The sequence below is a fragment of the Paenarthrobacter nitroguajacolicus genome, from assembly GCF_007786235.1.
Taxonomy (GTDB): Bacteria; Actinomycetota; Actinomycetes; order Actinomycetales; family Micrococcaceae; genus Arthrobacter; species Arthrobacter nitroguajacolicus_A.
On record NZ_VNFK01000005.1, the window covers coordinates 269417 to 293995 of the forward strand.

At 60.9% G+C, this 24579-nt stretch carries 20 protein-coding genes and 1 pseudogene; 7 read left to right on the plus strand and 14 right to left on the minus strand.

Translation table 11 applies throughout. The features are described 5' to 3' along the window. Nucleotides 1-10: 10 nt before the first annotated feature. From allB to FQP90_RS08860, 5 genes and pseudogenes are all read right to left on the minus strand, one after another. The gene (gene allB / locus FQP90_RS08840; RefSeq protein WP_144649355.1) at nt 11-1360 is read right to left on the minus strand and encodes an allantoinase AllB; all 1350 of its coding nucleotides are present in this window, start codon (nt 1358-1360) and stop codon (nt 11-13) included. Continuing rightward, nucleotides 1353-2519 carry a glycerate kinase gene (locus FQP90_RS08845; protein WP_144649356.1) on the minus strand — a complete coding sequence of 389 codons (1167 nt, stop codon included), beginning with the start codon at nt 2517-2519 and terminating at the stop codon, nt 1353-1355. The genes allB and FQP90_RS08845 overlap by 8 nt, the downstream gene beginning before the upstream one ends. Before the next feature lie 25 nt (nt 2520-2544). Beyond that, nucleotides 2545-4320 carry a glyoxylate carboligase gene (gcl, locus tag FQP90_RS08850; RefSeq protein WP_018778735.1) on the minus strand — a complete coding sequence of 592 codons (1776 nt, stop codon included), beginning with the start codon at nt 4318-4320 and terminating at the stop codon, nt 2545-2547. A 119-nt stretch (nt 4321-4439) separates the two neighbouring features. Beyond that, nucleotides 4440-5324, minus strand: a pseudogene (locus FQP90_RS08855) (2-hydroxy-3-oxopropionate reductase); the annotation flags it as partial. A 77-nt stretch (nt 5325-5401) separates the two neighbouring features. After that, entirely contained in the window at nt 5402-6205 is an 804-nt protein-coding gene (locus FQP90_RS08860) for a hydroxypyruvate isomerase family protein (RefSeq protein ID WP_144649358.1), read from the minus strand. 338 nt (nt 6206-6543) lie between these two features. Here FQP90_RS08860 and FQP90_RS08865 point away from each other — a divergent pair, with 338 nt between their 5' ends. Next, nucleotides 6544-6816, plus strand: coding sequence for a hypothetical protein (locus tag FQP90_RS08865; protein WP_144649359.1), 273 nt, complete (start codon nt 6544-6546; stop codon nt 6814-6816). A 271-nt stretch (nt 6817-7087) separates the two neighbouring features. Beyond that, the gene (locus FQP90_RS23620; RefSeq protein WP_244296622.1) at nt 7088-7303 is read left to right on the plus strand and encodes a hypothetical protein; all 216 of its coding nucleotides are present in this window, start codon (nt 7088-7090) and stop codon (nt 7301-7303) included. A 568-nt stretch (nt 7304-7871) separates the two neighbouring features. Here the strand turns inward: FQP90_RS23620 and FQP90_RS08875 are convergent. After that, complete coding sequence (locus FQP90_RS08875) at nt 7872-8405, minus strand: hypothetical protein (RefSeq protein WP_144649360.1); 534 nt, start codon at nt 8403-8405, stop codon at nt 7872-7874. A 268-nt stretch (nt 8406-8673) separates the two neighbouring features. Beyond that, nucleotides 8674-9987, minus strand: coding sequence for a GmrSD restriction endonuclease domain-containing protein (locus FQP90_RS08880; RefSeq protein ID WP_144649361.1), 1314 nt, complete (start codon nt 9985-9987; stop codon nt 8674-8676). 305 nt (nt 9988-10292) lie between these two features. Between FQP90_RS08880 and FQP90_RS08885 the strand changes: the two genes are divergently transcribed. Continuing rightward, nucleotides 10293-10808 (plus strand): hypothetical protein, encoded by a 516-nt coding sequence (locus tag FQP90_RS08885; RefSeq protein ID WP_144649362.1) that lies wholly within the window; start codon nt 10293-10295, stop codon nt 10806-10808. Between the two features lie 60 nt (nt 10809-10868). Continuing rightward, nucleotides 10869-11864 (plus strand): GIY-YIG nuclease family protein, encoded by a 996-nt coding sequence (locus tag FQP90_RS08890; RefSeq protein WP_144649363.1) that lies wholly within the window; start codon nt 10869-10871, stop codon nt 11862-11864. 167 nt (nt 11865-12031) lie between these two features. Here the strand turns inward: FQP90_RS08890 and FQP90_RS08895 are convergent, their stop codons facing one another. The 7 genes from FQP90_RS08895 to FQP90_RS08925 form a co-directional block, all read right to left on the minus strand. Continuing rightward, entirely contained in the window at nt 12032-12628 is a 597-nt protein-coding gene (locus tag FQP90_RS08895) for a 4Fe-4S single cluster domain-containing protein (RefSeq protein WP_306439399.1), read from the minus strand. Nucleotides 12629-12648: 20 nt separating this feature from the next. Beyond that, a complete protein-coding gene (locus FQP90_RS08900) occupies nt 12649-13413 on the minus strand; it encodes a ComEA family DNA-binding protein (RefSeq protein ID WP_144649365.1) in 765 nt (254 codons plus the stop codon). Further along, nucleotides 13410-13631, minus strand: a complete 222-nt coding sequence (locus FQP90_RS08905; RefSeq protein ID WP_144649366.1) for a DUF2997 domain-containing protein — start codon at nt 13629-13631, stop codon at nt 13410-13412. The genes FQP90_RS08900 and FQP90_RS08905 overlap by 4 nt, the downstream gene beginning before the upstream one ends. Further along, entirely contained in the window at nt 13628-14053 is a 426-nt protein-coding gene (locus FQP90_RS08910) for a hypothetical protein (protein ID WP_144649367.1), read from the minus strand. The genes FQP90_RS08905 and FQP90_RS08910 overlap by 4 nt, the downstream gene beginning before the upstream one ends. 9 nt (nt 14054-14062) lie before the next feature. After that, the gene (locus FQP90_RS08915; protein ID WP_144649368.1) at nt 14063-15694 is read right to left on the minus strand and encodes an AAA family ATPase; all 1632 of its coding nucleotides are present in this window, start codon (nt 15692-15694) and stop codon (nt 14063-14065) included. 751 nt (nt 15695-16445) lie between these two features. After that, nucleotides 16446-20891, minus strand: coding sequence for an ATP-binding protein (locus FQP90_RS08920; RefSeq protein ID WP_144649369.1), 4446 nt, complete (start codon nt 20889-20891; stop codon nt 16446-16448). After that, the gene (locus FQP90_RS08925) at nt 20888-21247 is read right to left on the minus strand and encodes a hypothetical protein (RefSeq protein ID WP_144649370.1); all 360 of its coding nucleotides are present in this window, start codon (nt 21245-21247) and stop codon (nt 20888-20890) included. Before FQP90_RS08925 ends, FQP90_RS08920 begins: the two co-directional genes overlap by 4 nt. 74 nt (nt 21248-21321) lie before the next feature. Here FQP90_RS08925 and FQP90_RS08930 point away from each other — a divergent pair, with 74 nt between their 5' ends. From FQP90_RS08930 to FQP90_RS08940, 3 genes are all read left to right on the plus strand, one after another. Further along, complete coding sequence (locus tag FQP90_RS08930) at nt 21322-22032, plus strand: hypothetical protein (protein ID WP_144649371.1); 711 nt, start codon at nt 21322-21324, stop codon at nt 22030-22032. A 183-nt stretch (nt 22033-22215) separates the two neighbouring features. Continuing rightward, nucleotides 22216-23607 carry a hypothetical protein gene (locus FQP90_RS08935; RefSeq protein WP_144649372.1) on the plus strand — a complete coding sequence of 464 codons (1392 nt, stop codon included), beginning with the start codon at nt 22216-22218 and terminating at the stop codon, nt 23605-23607. Between the two features lie 25 nt (nt 23608-23632). Next, nucleotides 23633-23854: a hypothetical protein gene (locus tag FQP90_RS08940; RefSeq protein WP_144649373.1), complete on the plus strand. Its 222-nt coding sequence runs from the start codon at nt 23633-23635 to the stop codon at nt 23852-23854. The last annotated feature ends 725 nt before the right edge of the window (nt 23855-24579 follow it).

A 24579-nucleotide genomic window follows, 5' to 3' on the forward strand; every position in this document is an offset into this window, starting at 1 on the left:
GGCGGTGGACCTAAACGTTGCCGCGGCGGAGCAGCTTGCCGCCGGGGTTCTGGCCGTCGATCGGGGTGCCGCGCAGGTACGTCTTGCGGACGACGCCGGCCAGCGGACGGCCGTCGTACGGCGTGATCGGGTTCTTGTGCTTGAGCTTGGTGACGTCCACAACGAAGGCCTCGTCCGGAGCGAAGATGGAGAAGTCGGCGTCGTAGCCCAGGGCGAGCTGGCCCTTGTTGTGCAGGCGGGCCAGGGCGGCAGGCTTCTCAGCCATCCAGGAAACCACCTGTTCCAGCGGGATGCCGCGGTGGCGGGCTTCGGTCCAGATCAGGGACAGGCCAAGCTGAAGCGAGGAAACGCCGCCCCAGGCCACTGCGAAGTCGCCGTTTTCCAGGTCCTTCAGATCCAGTGTGGAGGGGGAGTGGTCCGAGACGATGCAGTCGATGGTGCCGTCCTGCAGGCCCTTCCAGAGGAGCTCGCGGTTGGAGGCCTCGCGGATGGGCGGGCAGCACTTGTAGGCCGTGGCGCCGTCGGGGATTTCTTCGGCCATGAGCGTCAGGTAGTGCGGGCAGGTCTCAACGGTGAGGTTGACGCCGTCGCGCTTTGCCGAGGCGATCATGGGAAGCGCGTCGGAGGAGGAGAGGTGCAGGATGTGGGCGCGGGCGCCGGTCCAGCGGGCACGTTCGATGACCTCGGCGATGGCCTTGTTCTCGGCGCCGCGGGGACGGGAAGCCAGGAAGGTCTCGTAGTGGTCGCCGCCCGGGTGCGGGGCGCGGTCGATCGCGTGGGAGTCCTCGGCGTGGACGATCATGAGGGAGTCGAAGGACTTGAGCTCCTTCATGTCCTCTTCCATCTCGTCCGCGTCCAGGTGCGGGAATTCGTCCACGCCGGAGTGCAGGAGGAAGCACTTGAAGCCGAAGACGCCTTCGTCGTGCAGCGGGCGGAGGTCGCCCTTGTTGCCCGGGATGGCACCGCCCCAGAATCCGACGTCCACAAACGCCTGGTCCTTGGCGACAACGCGCTTCTGTTCCAGACCGTCCACGGTGGTGGTGGGCGGGATGCTGTTCAGTGGCATGTCGATGATGGTGGTCACGCCACCGGCTGCTGCGGCACGGGTGGCGGAGGCGAAGCCTTCCCACTCGGTGCGGCCGGGCTCGTTGACGTGGACGTGGGTGTCCACCAGGCCGGGGATGAGGGTTTCGTCGTCTGCGAGTTCGATGACCTCGTTGCCCGTCAGGCCGTTGCCCAGGGGTTCGATGGCGACGATGACGCCGTCGCGGATGCCAACTTCGCGGGCTGCGAGGCCGGCGGTGGTCAGGATGCGCTGGCCCCGGATAACGAGGTCATAGGCGCCGATTGCTTCAGACATTGAGGTACTCCTTGTTTTCGGTCCGTTCCGCCAGGTACACGCCTATGTGCTTACCTAATTGTTCAAGCAACGGACCTGCTTCAGCGATACATTTTTGGACATCTTTTTCCAGATCGGTCAGTGCGTGGACCGTGTGGAAGCCGGCATCCGTGAGTTGTTCCCGGCTCAGGGTACTCCGGCCGCACACTGCGATCACGGGAACCCCGGCCCTTTGTGCCGCCCGCGAGACACCCATGGGCGTCTTGCCGAGCAGGCTTTGCTCGTCCAGGCTGCCTTCTCCGGTGATCACCAGGTCGGCGCCCTTGAGCCTGCGCTCGAGTTCAGTGAATTCAAGCACGACGTCGATGCCCGGCCGCCGCTCTGCCTTCAGTGCCGCGATGGCAATGTAGCCAACGCCGCCTGCGGCTCCAGCGCCTTCTGCCTTGGCGGCGTACTTGGCATGTTGTCCCGTGGTGGCTGCGAGGACGTCGACGAAGTGGCTTGCTGCGGCATCCAGTTCGGTGACGTCGTCCGGCGTCGCGCCTTTTTGCGGACCGAAGATGGCTGGGGCTCCGCTGGCCCCCAGAAGGGGATTGTCGACGTCGGACGCCAACACGAACTTTGTTGCTTCGACGCGGACGTCGAAGTTGGAGAAGTCGATGGTGTTCAGCTGTGCCAAAGCGGCACCGCCGCCGGGGAGCTCGTTGCCGTTCTTATCCAGGAAGACGGCGCCCAGGCCCTGGAGGACACCCGCGCCGGCGTCGGTGTTGGCGCTGCCGCCCACACCCAGGATGATCTTGCGGCAGCCGAGGTCCAGCGCGGCGCGGATGAGTTCGCCCGTGCCGATGCTGGTGGCTTGCTTGGCCGTCTGCGACGTGGGGCCGTCCGGCAGGAGGGCGAGACCGGAAGCTGCCGCCATTTCGATGACAGCTTCCTGGTCCCGCACCGCGAAGTCGGCCTTCACAGGCTCGCCGAGCGGGCCGGTGACGGTGGTAGTCCGGCGGGTGAAGCCGGAGCCGATAGCGGCGTCGATGGTTCCTTCGCCGCCGTCGGCCACCGGAATGAGTGTTGCTTCAATGCCGTGGCCGAAGCCTGCCAGCAGGCCTGTTGCCAGGTGCTCGGCGACGTCGGGCGCGGACAGCGAGCCCTTGAATTTGTCCGGGGCGATGACAACACGCATTCCGGTGCCTCCTTCCTTTACTTACTTACGCTTTGGCCAGGATCGCGGTGGGTGCGTCCGCCGCGGTCTCTGCCAGCTCTTCGAACTCGTTCACGCCGTTGATCTCAACGCCCATGGAGATGTTGGTGATCTTTTCCAGGATCACTTCAACCACCACGGGAACCTTGAACTCGCCCATCAATGCCTTGGCCTTGTCGAAAGCGGCGGGCAGGTCGTTGGGGTCCTCAACGCGGATGGCTTTGCAGCCCAGGCCTTCGGCAACCTTGATGTGGTCAACGCCGTAGCCGTTGGTCTCGGGGGAGTTGATGTTTTCGAAAGCCAGGGAAACGTTCTGTTCCATGTTGAAGCCGCGCTGGCTCTGACGGATCAGGCCCAGGTAGCTGTTGTTCACCACAACGTGGATATACGGCAGGTTGAACTGTGCGCCTACGGCCAGTTCTTCAATCATGAACTGGAAGTCGTAGTCACCGGACAGGGCAACAACGGTGGCGTCCGGGGTGCCCCTCACTACACCGAGTGCTGCCGGAGCGGTCCAACCCAGCGGGCCGGCCTGGCCGGCGTTGATCCACTTGCGGGCACCGAACACGTGCAGCATCTGTGCGCCGGCGATCTGCGACAGGCCAATGGTGGACACGTAGGTGGTGTCGCGGCCGAAGGCCTTGTTCATCTCCTGGTACACGCGCTGCGGCTTGATGGGCACGTTGTCGAAGTTGGTCTTGCGGTGCAGGGAACCCTTGCGCTCCTGGCACTCGGCAACCCAACCCGAGTAGTCCGGCAGGGACTTAGCTGCCTGACGCTCACGTGCCAGCTCCAACAGACCGTCCAGCGCCGCACCGGCGTCGGACGCAATGCCCAAGTCCGGCGAGAACACGCGACCGATCTGCGTCGGCTCGATGTCGATGTGCACGAACTTGCGGCCGGCCGTGTAGGTGTCCAGACCGCCGGTGTGACGGTTGGCCCAACGGTTGCCGATGCCGATGACGAAGTCGCTCTGCAGGAACGTCTCGTTGCCGTAACGGTGCGAGGTCTGCAGGCCAACCATGCCGGCCATCAGCTGGTGGTCGTCCGGGATGGCGCCCCAGCCCATCAGGGTGGGGATAACCGGAACGTTCAGGATCTCGGCCAGTTCAACCAGCTGGGCCGAAGCGCCGGCGTTGATGATGCCGCCACCGGCAACGATCAGCGGGTGCTTGGCTGCGGTCAGCAGGTCCAGTGCCTTTTCGAGCTGCTTGCGGGAAGCCTTGGGCTTTTCCACCGGCAGGGGCTCGTAGGCATCGATGTCGAACTCGATCTCGGCCATCTGAACGTCGATGGGCAGGTCCAACAGAACCGGGCCCGGACGACCCGAGCGCATCAGCTGGAACGCCTTCTGGAACGCGCCGGGAACCTGGCCCGGCTCCAGGATGGTCATGGCGAACTTGGTCAACGGCTTGGCGATGGACTCGATGTCCACGGCCTGGAAGTCTTCCTTGTGCAGCTTGGCAACGGGTGCCTGGCCGGTGATGCAGAGGATCGGGATCGAGTCAGCCTGGGCTGCGTACAGTCCGGTGATCATGTCCGTGCCAGCGGGGCCCGACGTGCCGATGCAGATGCCGATGTTGCCATCAGCTGCGCGGCTGTAGCCGTCAGCCATGTGGCTGGCGCCTTCAACGTGGCGGGCCAGCGTGTGGCGGATGCCGCCGTGGGCACGCATTGCTGAGTAGAAGGGGTTGATCGCTGCGCCTGGCAGGCCGAAAGCCTCGGTGGCGCCTTCCTTTTCCAGGATGGCGACTGCCGCGTCAACGGTGCGCATCTTAGCCATGGTGTACTCCTTGAAGTCTGTTTTTGGGTGTGCTGAAGCGAGTTTGTGTACAGATAACGCCTTCTAGAAGGTGTTTTCCGGGCGTTACCTGTACACAAACTCTTTGCCGTGGGGGCTGGTTACTTCCGGCCGCTGAGCTGGAGGACCTGCTTGAAGAGGCCCGAGTGGTCGAGGCCGCCGTCGCCTTGGTTGACGGTTGCGGCGACGAGCTGGGCGACGACGGCGCCGAGCGGGACAGCGACGTTGGCTTCGCGGGCTGCGGAGGTGACGATGCCGAGGTCCTTGTGGTGGAGGGCCAGGCGGAAGCCGGGGTCGAAGTTGCGGTCGAGCATCTTCTGACCCTTCTGGTCAAGGACCTTGGAGCCGGCCAAGCCGCCGCCCAGGACCTTCAGAGCTGCGTCGGTGTCTACGCCGTAAGCCTCAAGGAAGGCGATGGCCTCGCCGAGGACCTGGATGTTGACGGCTACGATCAGCTGGTTGGCTGCCTTGACGGTCTGGCCGGAGCCGGACGGACCGACGTGGACGATGGTCTCGCCCACTGCGTTGAGGACATCCTGTGCTGCCTCGAAGTCCTCAGCTGCGCCGCCGACCATGATGGACAGGACGGCGTCGATGGCGCCCTGTTCGCCACCGGATACGGGGGCGTCGAGCGGGCGGATGCCTGCCTTTGTGGCCTCGTCGGAGAGGCGCTTGGCGACGTCCGGGCGGATGCTGGATGCGTCGATCCAGATGGTGCCCTTCTTCGCGTTGGCGAAGACGCCGTCCTTACCGCTGACTACGCCCTCAACATCGGGGGAGTCCGGGACCATGGTGATGACGACGTCGGCGTCCTTGACTGCGTCCGCGATGCTGGTGGCACCCTGGCCGCCTTCGGAGACGAGCTTGTCGATCTTGTCCTGGCTGCGGTTGAAACCGGTGACCGTGTGGCCGGCCTTGACGAGGTTGATGGCCATGGGGAGGCCCATGATTCCGAGTCCGATGACTGCAACGTTGCTCATTGTGGTTCTCTTTCTGAAAGTCTGTGTTTTAACTCGTGCGGGCTATTTGGTGAGCGCCGCCGTTGTGGTGAGTGCCGCCGTCGTTAGTTGGCGTTGGCGCGCTGGCGGATGGCCCAGCTGAAGGCCGTTTCCTGCGGTTCTTTGTACTCGAGGCCGATGTAGCCGTCGTAGCCGAGTTCGCGGCTGCGGGCGATCCATTCGCCGAGGGGGAGCGTGCCGGTCCCGGGGGCGCCGCGGCCGGGGTTGTCGGCGATCTGGATGTGGCCGAAGTCCTTGGCGTGGTTCTCGATGACGGATTCGACGTCGTCGCCGTTGACTGCCAGGTGGTAGAAGTCGGCGAGGAGCTTGATGTTCTGTGCGCCGGATTCGGCCTTGACGCGGGCGATGACCTTGAGTGCGTCTTCGGCGGTGAGGAGCGGGTACTTGGGTGCGCCGCTGACCGGTTCGAGGAGGACGGTGCCGCCGATGCGGGCGACGCCTTCTGCTGCTGCGGCGAGGTTCTTTGCCGCGAGTTCGTCCTGCTCTTCAGGGGTGAACTCATCCTGGCGGTTGCCGTAGAGGGCGTTGAAGGCCTTGCATCCGAGGCGCTCACCGATGCCGGCTACGACGTCGATGTTGTCCTTAAACTCGGAGCAACGTCCCTTCCAGGAAACCAGGCCGCGGTCGCCGCCCGGCATGTTGCCAGCGTTGAAGTTCAAGCCCGTGAGCTGAACGCCGGCGTCCTTGATGGCGGTCTCAAACTCGGTTACTTGTGCGTCTGTGGGGACGGAGGTTTCGAAGGGCCACCAGAACTCGACGGCGTCAAAACCGGCTGCCTTCGCGGCGGCGGGGCGCTCGAGCAAGGGCAGCTCCGTCAGGAGGATGGAGCAGTTCACTGTGTACGTCATCGTAGGTCCTTCCGAGGAGGGGCTTGGATCTATCTTCCGTTGCTTGGCTGCTGCCTTGGTGTTTGGCTTCAGTTTCCGCTTTGTGGAATTTAGATTCTGCTTTATGAAAAGTTTAGGGAAGGCGGGGGTGGGAGTCAAGGGGGTGGGTGTTTACGTGGGGGTTTGGGATACCAGAGACGTGTGGTGCCAGGGCGGGTAGCTGCACTGTAGTGCTGTTCTTCGTGCGAATCGTGCAAAGAGCCTTTGCACGAATACGGGTTGATGGTTCGGGGGAAGAGTGGGCTGGTGCGGACTTCGTACACCTACTCCGCGCCAAGGTTGTCCGTAGGATTGGCCTCGTGTCAGATACAACAACAGGCGGCCCGCCGCGTCCCCTGAGTGTCGGAGACATCGTCGTTGGACCGAACGATCTTCTTGGCGAATGGGTGGCGGCCCAAATCACGAGTATCGATGCTAATTGGAAAAAGGTTGGTGTCCTGGACCTGAATTGGTCAGGTCCAGAGCCATCGTCAACGGACGACTTGGGCGTTATTGAGCCGCTCGTACTGACGCACAACTCCTGGAATGGCCGGTTGTCCTACGTCAATTGCGACTGGGTGCTTCCCCGGTAGTTTTCACGTCCTCGGCAGCTTGCCGCTGATTCACGAGCAACCGTCGAATAGCTACACCAGCATTTGGACAGTTGGTTATCAGCTGGCCCGGCAACGCGCTTGGGACAGGGGCGAGCGTGATTGGAACGAACCAGGGGAACTTGAAATGACCCCGCGGACCTGGCTAATGCCCTCGCAGACGGAGCACCCGTTCAAAGTGATGTGCGCAGCCTGAAGTCAACCGGCTTGTCGGAAGTGGACTGTCTTCGGATAGAGTCCACCTTTCCCCAATTTGACGAGGCTGACCCTCGGTGGCAACCTCGGACAGGTCACGAACGCTGGAATGCTCAACAAACTCGGCCAACTCCGGGACCTCTTTATCTCCAACCTGTTCGGCATGACAAAGTCCGACTGCTTGCTTCCTATCGAAATTCCCAACCTCGAGTACCTCTACCTAGACAGCGTCCCTCATGAGTACGCCTCTGCGATGCGGTCGGTGGCGGTCTGAGGCGGCTAACGGCACAAGCGTCAGCATCACCAAGGCACGCAAGCCTGAATGGGTTCAAGAGAATCTTGAGAACCCGCTTCGTGACTGGGACGGGCGGGAGCACATTAATTCTGGTCGGTTCAAGAAAGTTGTGGCGCAATTCAAGAAGGCACGAAGCGAGGTGTTCGAAGCACTCTCTGCCGAGCCAGACGAGACCACCTTGGGACGGCTGGAGGACGTTGGGCGTACTTACGCTAGCGCCTTCAACCGGCTTGACGGACGGTCCCCTTCATTGAGACAGAGGAGCGCGAGGAACTGTTCGCCGCGCTTGCCTGCGTTATGGATGAGTTCGAATTGGAGCTGGGTCGTCCTCTTGAGGCCGAGCGGCTTGCCCTTTTGTCGGGAGTAGAAGACGCACGGGACTGGTGAGCCTTGCGCTGCTTTGGGCATCGGCCCGCGACGCGCCTGACCAAGAAACTCCACCCACCAGCCCTGCTCAAGGGCCGTCGCGCTGATCGATCTGCTGAGGTGCCCCGGCTCCTACACGACATATGCGTTGTTATCGGCGCGACTTAGGTAGAGGGATGTACTAGCTAGCGACGCAACTTGCGGCTGTGTCGGCTGGCAGCCCAAGTTTCAGCCGGATTTTCTGGGCCGTTCCAGGGCGGTCGGCCCTGCTCGAGGTCCAGCTGTTCCACGCCGAAGTGAAGTCCGATTCTGTTGTCTGTTTTGCAACGTTTTCGGCGCCGCTTAAGTCGTCGTACATGACCTCTGTAAGCGCTGCTACGTCGGCTTTGACGGCCTCAGGCCAAAGGGTCTTCTCGCTGGTGAGCTTTTCGATGGTGGTGCGATAGGCATCTCGGAGTGCGGTCGTTTCGGTTTTCGACGCAGTCAGGTCGAATGGCTCGGCCTGGACGACGTCGGAGGTTTTGTTGGCCTGGATGTTGCTGGGGCACACCGCTGCCAAGTAGGCCTTTCCAGCTTCTTCGGTGGTAAGTACCGCCGGAGTCGGCGTGGAGACAGGCTCAGTGGTAGGTGCCGCAGCAGGGGACCTTTGGGCTCCTGTGCCGCAACCTGTCAACGCGAAAGCCGAAGCGACGAGGAGCGCCTGGAGTTTCTTCATGAGTTTTCCTTCGTGGTCAGAGTAAAGGCCGTCCGGCCGTCCGGCCGTCGGCGCCGACTACCGCCAGTAATGGAACGTGCGATAGAGGACGGGGACATGCTGTGCGATGTCGCTACTGGCTGTTGAGGCGCTGGTCGGTTCGTCGGCGGATGAGCAGAACGAAATTCCATGGATTTTTCGAGAACAGCGGAGGGGAGCGACTTCGTCCAAAGGGCAGCCCCGGGTTACGTATACCCGGGGGCTGCCCGTCGTTCGATCGTTCTTGGGCTTACTTGTACCAGACCGCTACGCCGCCGTGGTGGGAGCAGGTCCCTCGGTGGGTTGCCGAGTAGGACAGCGTCCCGTCGTTGCATAGGGCCGTTGCTCCTCCGCCGGGTGCAGGGGCGGGGGCGGCTGGAGCTGGTGCTGCTGGCGCAGGCGCAGGTGCGGGTGCGGGTGGAGCTTGTACTGCCGGGGCGGGGACGGCTGCCTGGGCAGGTGCCGGGTCGGCTGGGGCTGGGACTGCTGCCTGCACGGGCGCCGGCTCAGTGACCATTGCCGGGGTTGAAGCCACGGGGGTTGGTGCGGGGGCTTTTTCGTTGGTGGGCGCGGTTTGGTCCTTGCAGTCGCCCAGTACCGTGGCCATGGCGTCGTGTTCGGCCTGGGTGACCCACAGGTTGTAGGTGGCCTTGACCGAGATCTGACGGGCTACGTAGTCGCAGCGGAAGGTCTTGTTCGGAGGGAGCCAGGTTGCGGCGTCGCCGTCGCCTTTTTGGATGTTCGTTGGACCGTCAGTGGACTGTAGGTTCAACGGGTCGTTTGCGAATGCTGTTCGCTGTTCGGTGGTGAGCTGCTGGGCGCCCTTTTGCCAGGCGTCGCTGAGGGCGACGACGTGATCGATCTGTACGGCAGCGCTCGTGTTGGAGCCCCGCATGAAGCTGATGGTCTTGGCGGTGTAGGGGTCGGCCAGGGTCCCTGATTGGACCTTGCACTTCACGCTGTTGGTGAAGGTGACCTGGGTGAGGTCGCGTTTAAGGGTGTCGTTGCGTGTATCGCATCCGTTCCGGTCGACGTCCGCCCATGCTTGCCCGAACTGATCGCGGTCGTATCCAGTCTTGGGCGCCCTGCCCTTGATCGGAAGGGTTGCCAGCAGGTCCGTTGCCTTGGTCGCGTAGGCGGGCTGTGTGTGGGGTGCCTTGAACGTGGCAGTCTTGGCCAGTTCGTTTGTCGTTTCGGGGTCGAGCGGGGCCCCGGTGTCCGTCGGAGTCGGCGTAGGCGACGGGGTTGGACTCGCGTCGGTGCCCGCAAGTTTTTGGGCTTCCACTGCGGGGGAGGAGGCTTCCAGGGGTTCTTTGGGTTTGGTGGGTGAAACTGCAGCACCGACGATGAAGAGCACGAGTGCGCCGGCGAGGACGATGGCTCCGGCCTTGCGGCCGCCTTGGATCATGGCCCAGGAGCGCCGGCCCGTTGCCAGGATGTACAGGCCTGTCAGCAGGGCCGTGAGTGAGAGCATAATCAGCGCTCCGCCGAAGCCGGAGGAAAACGCAGCACTGACAACAAAGAGCAGGGCGAGGATCCCAACGATGATCGTGGATTTGCGCACCCTGAATCGGCCCGTTCCGGGCGTTGTGTAATTAGATAAAGACGGTTCCCCATTTCGAAATCGGGCAACCTGAGTCGTTGCCCGGACGTGGTGCAGCGAAAGCACCCAACGGGATCCTAGTATCTGAATTACAACTTTGTGATTTGCGGCCGAATTATTACATCAAAGTAGACGGGGTAAAAGTCACATAGATGCTAGATGTTGATAAGACCAAGCACAGAGCCGCAGGGGAGGGTTCGCGCAGCTCATTCCCCGCAGTGTTTCTGGTGTCTCGGAACTGAAGAAAGCTAGGTGATACGCGATCAATGGTCATCAACATTAGGCTGGGCAATAGGACGACTGCCCAGACCGACGACCCGCTGGGACGTTCTTGGTACGGGTATGATCCCGCGGTGACGCCGGAGCAGCTGTGGTCGAACAACCGCGGTGACTGGAACCTGGACGCCAATCGCATCGATGGGCAACATTGGGCCGCACTTAACTACCAAGGCCAGATTGTCCTGGTGGTGGAATTGGGTTCTACCGGCTTCGAGTGGGTAACCATTCCCAGCAAGCGACCAAAGAAGGCGCTCATCGGCCGTGTACTGACAAAGGGCGACCCGGCCCATGACGCACTCATCGGCACACACATCGAATACCCGCCGGGGAGCAGGAATCCAATCCTCTACGGCGATGATCCGGAGATCGTAGAGGTGTCTCCGAACGACGCCCTCGGGGAACTTACCCTGCAGGCCGCTGGTTCAGGGAATCCAAAGGGATTCGGCCATGAGGAAAGCCCTCGATCACGGGACACAGGAGTCGAGCATGGCCTCCTACTGTGAGGGCAGCCGAGCGTTAACCGGCGCCCACCATAACAGTGACTACGATGCGCTGGTGGCCCGGTGACCCCCGCTAATGTCAGCGCGCGCACGGAGCACTTCGGTGAGAAACTCCGGGCATCAAAATTCGGGCACAAGATGACCCGGGAAATGTACGCGTACCCGAGCCGGGCCCAGAAGCAGCGGCCAAAACGCGAACTTCTAGGGGAACATCTGTGGGAAGCCACGGCATGGTGTTACCGGGACGAGGAACACACTCAGCATTCCGACCTGTACCTCTTGTGGCAGCGGGATCTGGCGCTCCGGAACTTTGATTTGTCCATGGGCTACTTCAGTTCCCTGGACGGCGGCGACTTCGAGGCAGCCCTGCAACATGTCCTTGCCAAGGGGCGGACATTCAAGCCGGTGGAGTCCTTGCCTGCGCTGGACGGCAAGGAAGGCGCCTACATTATGGTCTTCGATGAGTACAAGCAATTCTATATCGGTCAGTCGTGGGACATCAGGAAGCGAATCAAGCAGCACTGGGGTGCCCGTAAACCCTTCGACCGGCTTATCTACGGAAGGAGCATGTACGACTCGGTCTTCCCCGCAGACGAGCTGCGCGCCCTGGACACGACCCGCATCTACGCGGCCCGCAGCTGCAGTCCCCACATCGTGGAAGGATGTGCCGAGGCAGCCGCGGACCGGCGCTACTGCCTGAACCGGATGATGGGCGGCGAACCAACCCCTATGGCCCTCATGTTGTCCGGACTGGGTCCCCGCAGCCGTACCCACGGATTTGTCTCCGCATCGTTGGCTTATAAGGAATTTGAACGTGAGCGGCAGTCAGTTTGCGATGTCATTGCGCTGGATCGGTCCGCCACCGAACCCGGGGTGGTCACGACGTTGGCACAGATGGACATGAGTATCCATTCAGTCCTGCGGGAAGACGATACAACGTTTCTGTGGTCCCGGCGAGACACCATCGCCAGGGCGGCCAAACATGGGGACTTGAGCGTGCAAGAGTTCACAGCCTTCCTCACGGCCCTCGGCGAAAAAGTCGTTTGGCCGGAGGACTGATTCGGGGGCAGACTCCCGCGCAGGGTGGATTGATGAGCGATGGCCGGACCTTATCCGTGGGATCGCTGTCTTCACGTCTCAGACGATGCTCGATGCGTGGGACTAGTTACTTATCCAGGGCGAAAAGTCTGACACGGGTCCTAGTTCCGCCGCCGCTCCTCAGCCACTCATGCCCGTCGATGTGTCCTCTTGGTGGCGGTGGCATCGCCAAGGTCCATGAGTCCGTCCGAATCGAGGAAACCGGCGACTTCAATCGTTCCGTCAGGACGCAGCCGGATGTCGATCCTGTTCCGGGCGAGCTCCGGTCGGTAGTTTTGGTACCGGTCGGTGAGGTGGATGAAGCGCTGGTTTTCGGATCCAACCAGCGCCCGTTCCGTTTCGGGGTTCCAGTCCTGGTAGGGGCCGTCGACGAGCAGGTCCACCTCAGCGAGGAATGCCCGGGTCGGTTGGTCCCGGTCCCTGAGGGTTTCGTATTCGTAGCCTGAGAAGGCGATGACTCCGAGATTCTGCGCGTGGGCCGCCTCGGCAAGGGCGCGGCCGGCGTCGGGTTGGTCGAAGGGTTCACCGCCTATGAGGGTCAGGCCTTCCACTCCAGATGCCAGGGCGTCCCCGATGATGCTCGCGGCCGTTAATTGCGTTCCCCCATGCGCGCTGAACAGATGCGGATTGATGCAGCCCCTACACCTGATGCTGCAGCCTTGGAACCAGATGGCTGTCCGTAGTCCGGGGCCTTCGGCTGTTGTCCCGTGCAACACTCTGGCCACGCGCAGGAGCGATGCGGGGGTCAAAGATCAAGCCGCCGGGAGGCCTGGGGGGCTTGCTGTGTGGGTTGGACAGGTGGGGTGCCGGGAACGTTCTGGTCCGTGCCGAACGTGAGTTTCCCCCGCTGCGGGATCAACAGGTGCGGCGGGACCTGGGCCTTGGCCACGAGCTGCTCGAAAGAGGAAAAGGATCCCATCTGCTGCCGTGTAGCGATGATGCGGTTAGCCGTGTCGGCGTCCACTCCCAAGCTGCCCACGAGCTCCTGTGCGGAGGCAGCGTTGACGTCGATGCTGCCCGTCTGGGTGGGAGCGGAATTCGTGTAGGTGGCCGCCGGTGACGGCGCTGCGAAAGCTGCTGCCGCCGCGTTCGGATCGTAGCCCTGGGCAGGGGAAACGGGTGTCTGCTGCTGCGTGGCCCCGGCTTGGGCATACCACTTAGTGTCCGGGGTGTGGGCTCTCCAGAGAAGCCATTTCTTGTTGGTGACGACCGCTGTGACGATGCCGCCAATGAACGAGGTGAACCAGACCCAGCCCCAGATGGTGCTGGCCGTGGAGCGAATGGGCGCTTCCTTCGTGCCGGCGTCAAACATTCCTACGGAGACGAACAACCCGATCCCGACGATGAGGAACCCGACACCGAGACCGATGAAGAGCTTGTCCTTGGACTTCGCGCCCCGGATGAGGAACCCGACGCCGGTAAGGAGCCCGAAGGAAAGGATGCTCCAGAGGATCCCTGCGCTGTTGCGCATGCGCCAGGAGCGCGAGCAGAGTTTTTCTTCGGGTGTCATCGTCCGTTGTCCTTTTCGTACTGATGGTGACTTACTGCATCGGAGGTCGCTGCTTGGAAATACGCTGGTGTCAGGCGGGAATCGGCAATGACGGCGTCGGGCAGCAGGGCCTGGATGGCGGCGAGTTCATCGGCGCAACTTGGCCCGGGACCGTGGGCTTCGGCGGTGATGGCGCCGGTCGCTGCGACGGTGAAGGTGATAATTTTCTTCCGCATCATGTCCCCTGTTCGAAGACGAGTTGCACTTCGCCGTTGGCGGCCGTTTGCGAGACAAGGACCATGCCCATCTCCGCGGCGCGGGCGTGGAGCGAGTCGATGGTGCGTTGCTGCAGCAAGGCGCCGACACTCACATCCAGCGCGGCCAGCATGTTTCCGGTCTGGTCCTCGTCATTGTCGACCCGGCCCAGAAAGGTCTCTCCAATTCGCTGGAAAGTGATCCGGCCGTAAGGGCTGTTGCCGGTGACCCGGCCATCGGCCACGCTCAGTTCGGTGGCGCCCATCGCCACCAAGGCGTCCTGGAGGAGTTGCTGGTCGGTGATCCGGGTTGTCTTGCATTTTTCGCACAGGTCAGTGCTTTTGGCTTCCCGGATGGCCGCAATCGCGGCGATGCCGATGGGGATGAGAAGGACTTCGAGGCTCATCGGGTCCGCCTAGAAATCGATCTGGCGGCCGCCGCGCCAGGAATTGACGTCTGTGCTGGCCTCGGCCCCGGTGGTGGAGTATTCCTCTCGGGCACTGATGGATGTAGCGGCCACGGCACGCGTCGAGGCCCAATCGCGGATGCCTTTGATCTGCTCGGCTTGGGTGACCGATAGAGGGACGGTGTTGGCGATGGCGCGGCGTAAGTCTTTTTCGTTCAGCATGCGACGTTCCGAGAATGCTTCGAAGCAGGCGCTGACAGCAGCTTCGGCGATTTCGGCCCCGGAGAAGCCCTCAGTAAGTTCGGCGAGGAGCTCCAACGAGCTTTCGGTGGTTTCGAAGTCACCGCTGGCTGCGGAGTCGGTGGTGAGGCGCTTCTCCAGCTGGATCCGCCAAATGTGGACTCGTTCTTCCTTGGTGGGAAGGTCCACAAAGAAGATCTCGTCGAAGCGGCCCTTGCGGAGGAACTCTGGGGGCAGGGAGTCGATCTTGTTGGCTGTAGCGATGACGAAAACGGGATTCTTCTTTTCCTGCATCCACGTCAGGAACGTTCCGAACACCCGTTGGCTGGTTCCGGAGTCGCCGCTGCCGCTGGAGCCGAAGCCTTTCTCGATCTCATCGATCCACAGAATGGACGGCGACACGGCCTCGGCGAGCTTCAGGGCGCCGCGCATGTTCTGTTCGCTTGAACCCACCAGACCGGAGAAGACGCGGCCAACATCCAGGCGAAGCAACGGCAGTCCCCAGAGTGTGGCCATGCAGGTGGCGGTGAGGCTCTTTCCGCAGCCAGGGACACCGGTGATGAGGACACCCTTGGGTGCGGGGATCGACCAGCGCTGAGCTTCGGGCAGCCAGGAACCGTTGCGCTTGTTCAGCCACTTCTTCAGGTTCTCTAAACCACCGACATCATTCATGGTCCCCTCCGGGGAGATGAATTCCAGCAGACCCGACTTGCGGATCGTTTGGCGTTTCTCGTCCAGGACCAGCGCGATGTCGGAGGCATCCAGCCTGCGGTCTGAAGCGATTGCCCGGGCGAAAGCGTTCTCTGCCTCACCCAAGGTAAGGCCTTGAGCGGCTTGGATCAGTCGCTGACGGTCATCGGGGGACAGGTCGACGACGATCGACGCGGCATTCGCGCCGACGATCTCGTCCAACACGCCCTCGATTTCCCCGGCGGTCGGCAACGGCAGATCCACGACCGTGACCTCTTTCTCCAGGTCCGTCGGGAGGGTTAGCCCGGGGGAGACGATGATCAGCGTGTGCGGGACCTCGCCGGTGCGGAACGCCAGGGCAGCATCCTGAACCGCGCGGATCATGGCGGGTTCGGCAGGGCGGCCTTGTGAGCCAAGGAAATGGTGCAGGTCGAAGAACACAAAGATTGTCGGTTCGGGCGCCTTGATGGCCTCGGTCAAGGCCGCGTCCGGTGCCGTGGGTTTCCCAGCCTGGCCCGGAGTGTGGAGGCCTTTTGACACCGTGTAGGTGACGACTTTCCGCGGCCGGCGAATGTCAGGGCTGATCGCGACAGCCTCCGCTGCGGCGATCACACGGTTGCCCTCATGGGTCTCAACAAGAAGAATCGGATGCCGTGCCCGGATCAGCTCCACCAAAGTCCGACCAAAGATGAGCGGCGTCTTTGCATTCATTCAGGCCCCCATGAGTCTTCTGCCACAACTCCGGGCAGCATATCCCAGCATCAACTGGATGAGCACCAAGTTACCGACCGGCGTCATGTGTGGTGTCGTCGGAGTCAGCGAACATCGCTTGGGCCCAACCTGAAGATCGCGGATGAGTCCGCTTGTTCCAGGCGAATCACGCCGCCCCTATCTTGATTTCAGGCACTGTTCGGGGGCGCTCTCCTAAAGTACGTAGGGTCCCGGGAGCTGATGTAGATGAGGTGCTGTTGTTGTCAAAGTAGTGGCCGATTTTGAGGCGGGACTCTCATTAGCCTTAAATCTGTTCCAGTCGGGTATTCAGGCCGTTCACATCAGAGAAATCGATTTATCCATTCGCAGTCTTGTCGATCGTTTGGATGCCGTTTTCAACTTCTCCGCGACGTTCGGAGCGCTTCGAGGGAAGCTATTTGCGACATGCACTTGCCCGATCTGGAAGGCTAGCTTCGTCTGGGCCGTTATGAGGGCGCGTACGCGTGTCCATGCGCTGAGTCACCTGCAAGCTAACTATCGAGCGACGCAATTCTCTTGGTGTGTGCAGCACGGGCACTGCAACTGGTCGCTTAGTTGTCATCCAGGCGGCCGTGGCACCAACGTGACGAGGCGTGCGTCTTGTTGGTATAACAAGAGCAGTCAATGTGATCTCCAAATTCACTCGTCGGCCGTTGTCGGCCGGCGATTTTCGACACGGTCATCGTATGGTCCAAATACGCCCGCCGCATTCTCAGACTCTTTCGCGATCCAAGGATCCTTCCAGTCCGTATGCCCCAATGTCTGACAACCGGTCGATGACATCGAGGCAGCGGCCCCGGACCTCGGCGTTCCCTTGCTTGTATAGGCGTAGGGTGATCGCTATGAGATGTGTGCTGATGAGCGCCCCGTCCAGTCTCAAGTCCCCCAAGTCATCCCCTTTAACATTTACGGCCCGTTCGCAGGCCTCGATCGTGGATAGCGGCAGGAGGACTCTGCTGCGGTCCAGCGAGGCGAAAAGGTTCTCCATATGTTCTGTGAAAGCGGGGCTTCGGATGAATTCATACACTAGCATTTCTGCTGATTCGGGGGTCAGTTCGTGGGTTTTGCGGACGGCGCGTGCGGCATTCTTGCGAACCTCGTCATCATCGTCGTTCAAAAGTTGAATCAAGATTTCCAGGGCAGCTCCGGGGGAGTGGAAGAGGCTCTTTGCGACCCCAGTACGGGCGGCTGCACTAAGGCTGGAAACTTCGCTGGGGGCTGGGGTCTCCAAAGCGCCGTTTACAAATGCTGCTATCCACGCGTACCCCGCCCTCTTAGCCGTGGCTTCATCGGCCACAAGCGCACGATGGAGGTGGGGCGCGAAGGCACGTGGGCGCCTGAGGCAGGCATGCTTCAGGAGTTCGGCCGTTTCGCGTGCGTTGGTGAGTTCGGCCGGGGAGTCTGCAAACATTCTCTCGGCGATATCCAGCGCTTCATCCGGCAGTGTGTTAAGCAAGGTGAGAATGGCTTCTGCGGTGCGCACCTTGACGGCCATAATCGGGTCCCCTGCTAGTTTTCGCACGGTCTGCAAGATCTGTTCGGAGCGGTGCGGTTGCGTGAAAAGGACTCGGGCCAGACAACCGGCGGCAGCGCCCCGGGTGCAGTTCAGGCCCGCCATGGACAGGTCTCCGCTATGCAAGGATTGACCGGTCCCGGTTGCGGTACGAGCCGTTTCACGGGCTGGGTCGTCATCTGATGAGCAGGAGATGATCAACTCGATCAGGTCGTCTGTTGCCTCGGAAGCCACGTCGCGGACACCACTGCAGATGTCTCGGCCCAGATCCTGTCCGGCTAGTTGGCGTCCGTGCACGCACAGCCGTGAGAACAGTTCGATGGGTATTTTCCCGGCTACGGAGCGGATGATTGACCCCACATGAACTGCATGACGAGGATCGTTTAGGTTGAGTGCCAGGATTGCGAAGCGGGCTGGCTCCTCCGCTGCCTGCTGACCCAGCACCACTGACAGCTCGCGTATGCCCCCACGGGGTCCGCCATGGTCTGACCAATCGACCGTATCGCTTTCATGGGTGTGGATTGCGTCGATCCACTGGGCGTCGGTGAGAATGCCGCGCGCCGACTCTGGTACGGGAGATCCTACGACTGCCGCGGTCACAGGAACTGGTGCTGTCGGCGACCGGTTCTCGAATTTGCGTTCTAGTTCCTGTAGACGCTGGTTGACCGAGGGGATTCTGCGGTTGGGGTCAATGCCGCTTAGCAGCTCGTACTGGGCGAACCCGAATGAAGTACGCCCGGCGGGGCTCTTCTCATAGTCCGTGTAGTAGCTGAGCAGGACGTCGCTTAGCCGTTCCAGGAGACCTGGCTCGCAGCTTTTCGTGGCGGACTCTATTAGCTCGCGGGTGGCCCACCTGGAACTGTTCATGTATCCCAGCTCTAAGTTTCGCGTGTCCGAAGTCAGCCACTGGATGGATTCATTCGCCATGGGATGGGTGGCCAGTGCGCGGCAGGCAAGAAAACGCAATTCCTCCACCTCGCTGGTCATCAGTGGGCGGAGTAGTTCCAGCAGTTCCGGCTCTCGTTTAGCAGGGAGGGTTCGCAGCGCAGTCTCCAGGCCGAAGAACAGTGCATCATCGATCCCGGTGGGTTCGCCGGGGAACCGGTAGTGCCAACGGGTTCCGTGCAGTAAACCGCCATCCTCGCTGGCTTCGGCTGAGTCACCCAACAAGCTCGTGATGAAGGGCAGTACCTCGGCAACGAAGTGCTCCGGCGCACCTGATGCGACCTTAAGGATGATGTCTTCGCCCCCCGACGAGGAGCTGTTGGGCAGGTGGTCAGTGTCGAAGGGGTCGGTGATGCCGTCCCGGTGTGACAGGGCAGTGGCACGGCGCAGGTAGGCGCCGACGACGCTGGCCGCGGCTGCGGGGGCCTCTTCGGCCAGGGAGTAGAGGATGGTCCAAAAATCGCTGTTGGCCGCAATAGGGCCCCTGACTCCGTCAACTTGGCCTGCTTCCAGTAGTTCGACCGCCAACGGTGCGAGGCCGGGGGAGAGGGACCATGTCACCAGCGCGGCACAGATGGACTTCCATAGCTCAGATTCGCCGATGTGTGGTCTGACCAGCTGGGCTGCTCGCTCTGGCCTGACTCGAGCGGCAGAAATGAGTTGGTTAGCGATTACAGGGAGTTTGTCCTCGTCAGCCAGCATAGCTTCCCAGTCGCTGGCGGCATCGGCCGCATCAAACCAAGATGGGGATGACAGGAGTCCTAGCAATTGTCGGGAACGTCGGGAGGGTCCGAAGGCAAGGGTTCTGACGGCGCGCCAGTCCTCTGCCGTGGCATCCCACTGACGCAGGAGCACTAGGGGAATATCCAGCAGGTGGGACCGGATCGATTGGCTGGAAAGCAGTCTCACGACGGTGGAAATGAACTCCATCCGGTCCGTTTTGGCCAGGTATTCAAGTACCTGCCTGGTCTGGGCACGCCGAAACAGGGCTTGGCCGGACGCCAAAAGAAACTGTTCCAGATCTCCGCCCTCGGCAATGAATGCCTCTGCGAACAAGTAGTCAAAGTAAGTTTCATGGAAGAAGGAGACTGACGAGTTTTCCTTAAAGAGCACACCGGACGATATCAGCGCGTCCACTTCGGCTGGATCTGCCGAACGCAGTATGGCTGCAGGGGCCCGCAGTACTTCGTTCCGGCTCATGTGTGTGACCAGCCGTCCGGTGATGGCAAGCCAGTCAAGAGAACCTATCCGGGCTCGTACGTCGCGTATTACTTGTGCCGTGAAGCGGTCGTAAAGATCGGGGAGGGTCGAAAAGGCCCCGGACCTTTCGGATTCGTCCAGTCGACTGAAGATCGCGTAGTGGAGGGGCACTTCAAGCAGCTTCAAGGTTGGTACATCAATACCTTTTGGATCAAGGCCGGACCGTTCCAGCGCTTCGGTTACCTGGGCCGGAGTGAACCTGTCGATCCTCAGTTCCGCGACCCGTTCTTTGTCCGCACGCAACCGGCCGAGTCTGGGATCCTCCTCAAGATCTACGCTGCGGACAACGAGAACCAACCTGAGGTTTGGATGGGCGGCAGCTTCGGACAACACGTCGTCGACAGCATCGTAGTTGTCCTGCATTCGGCCGCTATAGGTGGCAACCGCATCAAGCTGGTCGATGAACAGCGCGGCTGCCGAACCATCTGACACACCCGAAAGTAGGACTGCCGGTGAAGCGGATAGCGCAGCTGCTTCGCCGAGTGCTTTTGAGGTGTGTATACCGGGGGACGTCCTGTCCATGCTTAGTATGCCGCAGAACCAGCCCATAGTAGTGAGTCGTTCGAGGACGTTATCGACGAGGGTTGATTTGCCCGACCCTGCGTCCCCGTGAAGTAGAAGAATCTGTTGCCCGGCTGTTTCTGTAGATACCAGCCAATTGATGACGCCGTCGATGCGAGCGTGGTCTAGCAGGGCAGTGGAAGGTCTGAGCTGTGATGTCCTCCGGTGATGCCGTTCGATTGTGGCCAAGAGGGATTCGAGTGTGCTCGGATCCCCTACAAGGTGCCGACGGTTGAACCCCTGCTTCTGCAGATGCGCCCAAGCTTCCGGTCCGGTCACTGTCCGGTGGAGCCGGGAAACCAGCCAACCGCTGAGTTCATTCATGACGACTTCAGGGTTGTCACTGACGAGCAATTCGTACTTGGCTCGTACGAGCGATTCCAAGTCATGCTCTGTGTGCTGCTCAACTTGGATATTCCGGAGGTGTCTCCATGCAGCATCGTGGGGGATGCCCCAGTGGGCTGCGATTGCCTCCAGATGCGATTCGGAAGATCCGGCCGCGATTGCCAGAAACTCTGGGAGGTTCGCTGCAACTCGAGCCCGTGACGTCAGGTCGGCAAGATCGGATGCAGGAGTGGACAGGACCAAACGGACTTTGTGGCCGTCCTCCAGATGACGAAGGACCCGGGAAAGGACCTTTCGTTCCTTTAATGCTCCAAGAGTCCAGTTCCTTGTGGATGGAACGTGCTTCACTTGCTCACACCATCGGACGCCGCCTTCCTCGATCCAGAACTCTATTCCTTCCCCCTCATCACCCGGAGGCTCAATTCTCATGCGCGACGCCTCGCTGCGTAGCAGTGCGGACACCCGGTTGAGTGTCCACCAGGACTCAAACTGGTTACCGAGCTTGTCCGCGGCGCCACCGGGCAGGGCACTCATGCCGTCGCCCCGTCGATGTCGTTGTGGCACCCTTCTAGGGTCTGATCATCTCGGTGTCTGTCCATCATCCGTAACACCAGTTGTTTGCGGCTGAGCCGGCCCTGGGCTTTGGCGGCTTGCATGCCCTCGCATGTGCGGGCCCGAACGGGGTGCCTCGAGTTATGAACAGATCCGTGGACGCTGAACTTGGCAGTATTCTTCGTGAGTTGTTCGATGATGCCGTAGTAGTCATTCACAGTCTGTGCGGTGTAGACGCGTTCCTTCAGAACACCCAAGGCCGTGACCCCGGGCCGGCCGGCAGAGGGCTTCGGATCACTCGTCGGGACGGGTGCATGGCCGACGATGTGTGCAGTCATATCGAAGAGCGTAACGTCTAGCTTCTATCAAAGGGCATTACTACGGGTCTAGGACATCCCTCTAGACTCCACCTATGTCAAGCGGATTTCGTTTTGGAGAACTCTGGGGCATCGACGCTACTGCCTGGGTTGGGTTCTGGGGCACCGTTGTCGGTGCCGTGGTGGCGATTTCGGTACTCGTTATGTCTAATAGGCACCAGCGAAGGATACTTGCTGCGCAGCTGGCACAGTTGGAGGTTCATCACGCCAATGAGATGAAAAAACTACAAGAGCTGACTGAAGAGCAGTTTGCCAATCAGCTGTCCGCCTCGCGGCTCGAACGGGAGCTTGCGGCTATGTCCGCCGCCTATAGAACCACTCAAAATGTGCTCGCTACCACGCTTGATACAGCTGGACTGGAAGCGTGGCAGAAAAGTATGAGTGACGCCACCAACATGTGGTCGCTGAACACCAGTCAACGAGGTGAAGGCCGCGCCATGATTCGATTGTTGGGCGGCTTACTTTGTCGCTTCGCTGAGTTGTTGGTAGTCGACACTTTGGAAAGCAAGCCGACTGCAGTGGAGAAGAGATACAGCGACATGCTTTTTAATTACTCATTTTCGTCGTTCCAGCGCTTCCGGGAACTCATCCTGGACTGGTCGGAGCTGACGGACCCGGAACGCGCTGGGAGACTAAGCGGCCTCGTCGGAGAGATGCAGACAGCTCAAAGCGAACTTTTTGTGACACTAATGGCAAGCCCAAACCGCGAGATGCCGTCCGAGGACAAACAAAGCCACCAACCCTAGCCGAGGAGGCATAAATCCTCTGATCAGGGGCCCATCAGGACCAGGACTCACCGCCCCGCGCGGCCGTATCTGTCTGCGCTTACCGATCAGGCTCGACGATGCGCCCTTGCCTAGTTCTAGCACACTTTTCGACACGGCTCCGCGCTGCCGGAAAGTGTCAGAGCTGGTCTGTAGTGTTGATAGGTGACCGACGTGATCGACTGGCCCGTAATCAAAGACGACATCTCTCGCGGTGCTCCATTGGCAATGCTATTACTGGGATCCTCTCAGTGGGTGCACCGTCGCGTCGATTCACTGGCCCTCGGGGAGAGCGGCACTACCCGCCGCTCGGTCTCATTCGATGTGACTGTTCCTAAAGACCTGCAAATTCCCCTGACAAATGCGCAGGTCCAAGTTCTCGTTCCTCTTGCCCTCATTGAGAAAGGCGCTCTTCGCAGAGTCACGACAAAGGATCCATCAGGTCACCCACTGCCCATTCTCGGTGCCCGAGACAATTCAAGGCTCTCGGCGGAGATGCTCCTTTTCATGCTCGACGCAACCCCCGGCGGGTTGGCCGAGGCCCACGACGCGAAGCTTTTCACTCTCCTTCAGGATGTCGTGGCATTCCAGCCTGGAACGGGCAGCGATGAACAACGGGCACGTCTGGAGGCCGGGATTGTGGTGGCTGCCCAGGCAAAGGGCTACGCCGCGGACGTGTCGGAGCTCATCCAGGAGATCGCCAAGGGTTTCTTGGACCATTTCCTGCTCGTAGCTGTCGTGGACTCGGATCTCGTCGGCCAGCGGGTGGTCCTGAAATTCTCCTACGACCGTGACTTGCCTACTCCTTCGCCTTGGAACCGGGTCGGAGTGATCGACTTCTCGATGCCCGACGTAGGACTCGCCCGGAGCCAGCACGTGGAATTCGAAGCTCCCGCTGGCCTCATTGTCAAACAGTTAAAGGTGACCGAGACTTTCGCCGGTGAGCCCGTCAGACAACCCTTTCAGGACACGCCTAGCGGGCCGCGTGCAAGCGCCCACGTCGCGTTCACGCCTCTCCGTTCGACGTCAGGTGCGATTGTTCGAGCCAGGGTCGCTCCCGCTGGTGCGGGTATCCTCTCATTCACAATCATTGCCACGGTAGCTCTTGCCGTGTTCGCGATGTTCGTGGCCGGGGAGAAGTTCTGGGACTGGAAAATCCTGACGACGAGGTCCCTTCCGTCCCAAGCTGTGTCGCTCATTCTCATTGGCCCCGCCTTGTTTCTGTCTTGGATGGCAAGGGCGCCGGAGCACAGGACGCTTGCAACGCTGCTGCAGCCCTTGAGGCTGATTCTGATCTGCTGCACGGCCGTTCTCATTTCGGCCGGTGTAGCCGTGGCCTTCCCGCTGGAGAAGTTGGCGAGGGATGTGGTCTGGACTGGTGTTCCCATCGCTGCCTGTGCCATCCTCGTTCTGCTCGCCGTCTATCTGTCGAATGTCCCACGCGGCGTCGCGAAAACCGGGATTAGGTTCGGGCGTCTTGCTCGAATGGCAGGCACCACAGCCAAGGATCTGCTTCGGAAGGCCTGCCGTCTGTTGAAGCGAAGTTCGACCCCGTAGAATCTTTTCAACGAAGGAGGTTGAAATGGCAACAACCAAGGCGTCAAAGCGTCAGGGCAAGAACGCTAGGGTGAGTCGTGCGGATGCCGATATCCGCATCGATCTAGGGGGAGGCTCCATGGTCAGTGACGACATCTCCCTCACTCCTGAGCAGGCTGATCGCGCTATGGAGACGCTGTTTGACCGACTCAAGGACTCATTCTCCAAGGAACCTGTCTATAAGAATCTGCGTCAGTTCGGCGCTTGAGATCTTTAGGTAGGGAGCATCGCGAAGATGGTCCCTACCTCTTCGGTTTCAACGGTGCCCCGCCGCAGGTAGTGCGAACTTGACCTCCTGTGACGGTCGAAAAGTAACCTACGACGGGCTCCCTTTCGACCATCGCTGACAAGTGGCTTAGCCGCAGAGCCGGCAGCCCTAATCCAATCGGGTGTCCACCGGTCCAACTAGCTTTAACACGTTGCGAATCAGTTCGCCTCGGGATGTTCCGAGCAGGACGCCCTGAGGAACGGGGGCCAGACCAACAGTCATCTAAGCCCCGGAATGCCGAGCAATCCGTCCGATCGCGGCACGACAAGATGCGTCCGAATTAGCTCGTCTGACGAGATGTGCAGTGAGCTACTTAGATAAGATCGAGCCCCATGTCCAAAGCGAGTAATTTCGATTGTGCAGCGGCCTGCTAGCATCACCAACGACTTCGCTCAGACTGCGCGTGCTCGGAGTCAGTTCCGTCGCGTCAAAGGATCCTTTAATGCGACCCCTCTCGTAAGGCCTCGGTGAATCGGTATGCCTCCGAACCAAGGCCTTGCGACGTCCAAGCAAACTGTCTCATTGTTGATTTTCTCAACTTGGATGAGTTCACGCCTCTAACGAGACTTTGGGCGGCATATCCATTCGTGATGACGCCTGTGGTGGCGTGCGCCCCGAGCAATCACCAAGTCGGTACCCCAACGCCTCTTCCGTGTTCACTTCAG

Excerpts from the sequence above, each read along its gene's own strand:
- allB (WP_144649355.1), bottom strand. The coding sequence starts at position 1,360 with ATGTCTGAAGCAATCGGCGCCTATGACCTCGTTATCCGGGGCCAGCGC.
- FQP90_RS08845 (WP_144649356.1), bottom strand. The coding sequence starts at position 2,519 with ATGCGTGTTGTCATCGCCCCGGACAAATTCAAGGGCTCGCTGTCCGCG.
- gcl (WP_018778735.1), bottom strand. The coding sequence starts at position 4,320 with ATGGCTAAGATGCGCACCGTTGACGCGGCAGTCGCCATCCTGGAAAAG.
- FQP90_RS08860 (WP_144649358.1), bottom strand. The coding sequence starts at position 6,205 with ATGACGTACACAGTGAACTGCTCCATCCTCCTGACGGAGCTGCCCTTG.
- FQP90_RS08875 (WP_144649360.1), bottom strand. The coding sequence starts at position 8,405 with ATGAAGAAACTCCAGGCGCTCCTCGTCGCTTCGGCTTTCGCGTTGACA.
- FQP90_RS08885 (WP_144649362.1), top strand. The coding sequence starts at position 10,293 with ATGGTCATCAACATTAGGCTGGGCAATAGGACGACTGCCCAGACCGAC.
- FQP90_RS08900 (WP_144649365.1), bottom strand. The coding sequence starts at position 13,413 with ATGACACCCGAAGAAAAACTCTGCTCGCGCTCCTGGCGCATGCGCAAC.
- FQP90_RS08905 (WP_144649366.1), bottom strand. The coding sequence starts at position 13,631 with ATGATGCGGAAGAAAATTATCACCTTCACCGTCGCAGCGACCGGCGCC.
- FQP90_RS08910 (WP_144649367.1), bottom strand. The coding sequence starts at position 14,053 with ATGAGCCTCGAAGTCCTTCTCATCCCCATCGGCATCGCCGCGATTGCG.
- FQP90_RS08915 (WP_144649368.1), bottom strand. The coding sequence starts at position 15,694 with ATGAATGCAAAGACGCCGCTCATCTTTGGTCGGACTTTGGTGGAGCTG.
- FQP90_RS08920 (WP_144649369.1), bottom strand. The coding sequence starts at position 20,891 with ATGAGTGCCCTGCCCGGTGGCGCCGCGGACAAGCTCGGTAACCAGTTT.
- FQP90_RS08925 (WP_144649370.1), bottom strand. The coding sequence starts at position 21,247 with ATGACTGCACACATCGTCGGCCATGCACCCGTCCCGACGAGTGATCCG.
- FQP90_RS08930 (WP_144649371.1), top strand. The coding sequence starts at position 21,322 with ATGTCAAGCGGATTTCGTTTTGGAGAACTCTGGGGCATCGACGCTACT.
- FQP90_RS08940 (WP_144649373.1), top strand. The coding sequence starts at position 23,633 with ATGGCAACAACCAAGGCGTCAAAGCGTCAGGGCAAGAACGCTAGGGTG.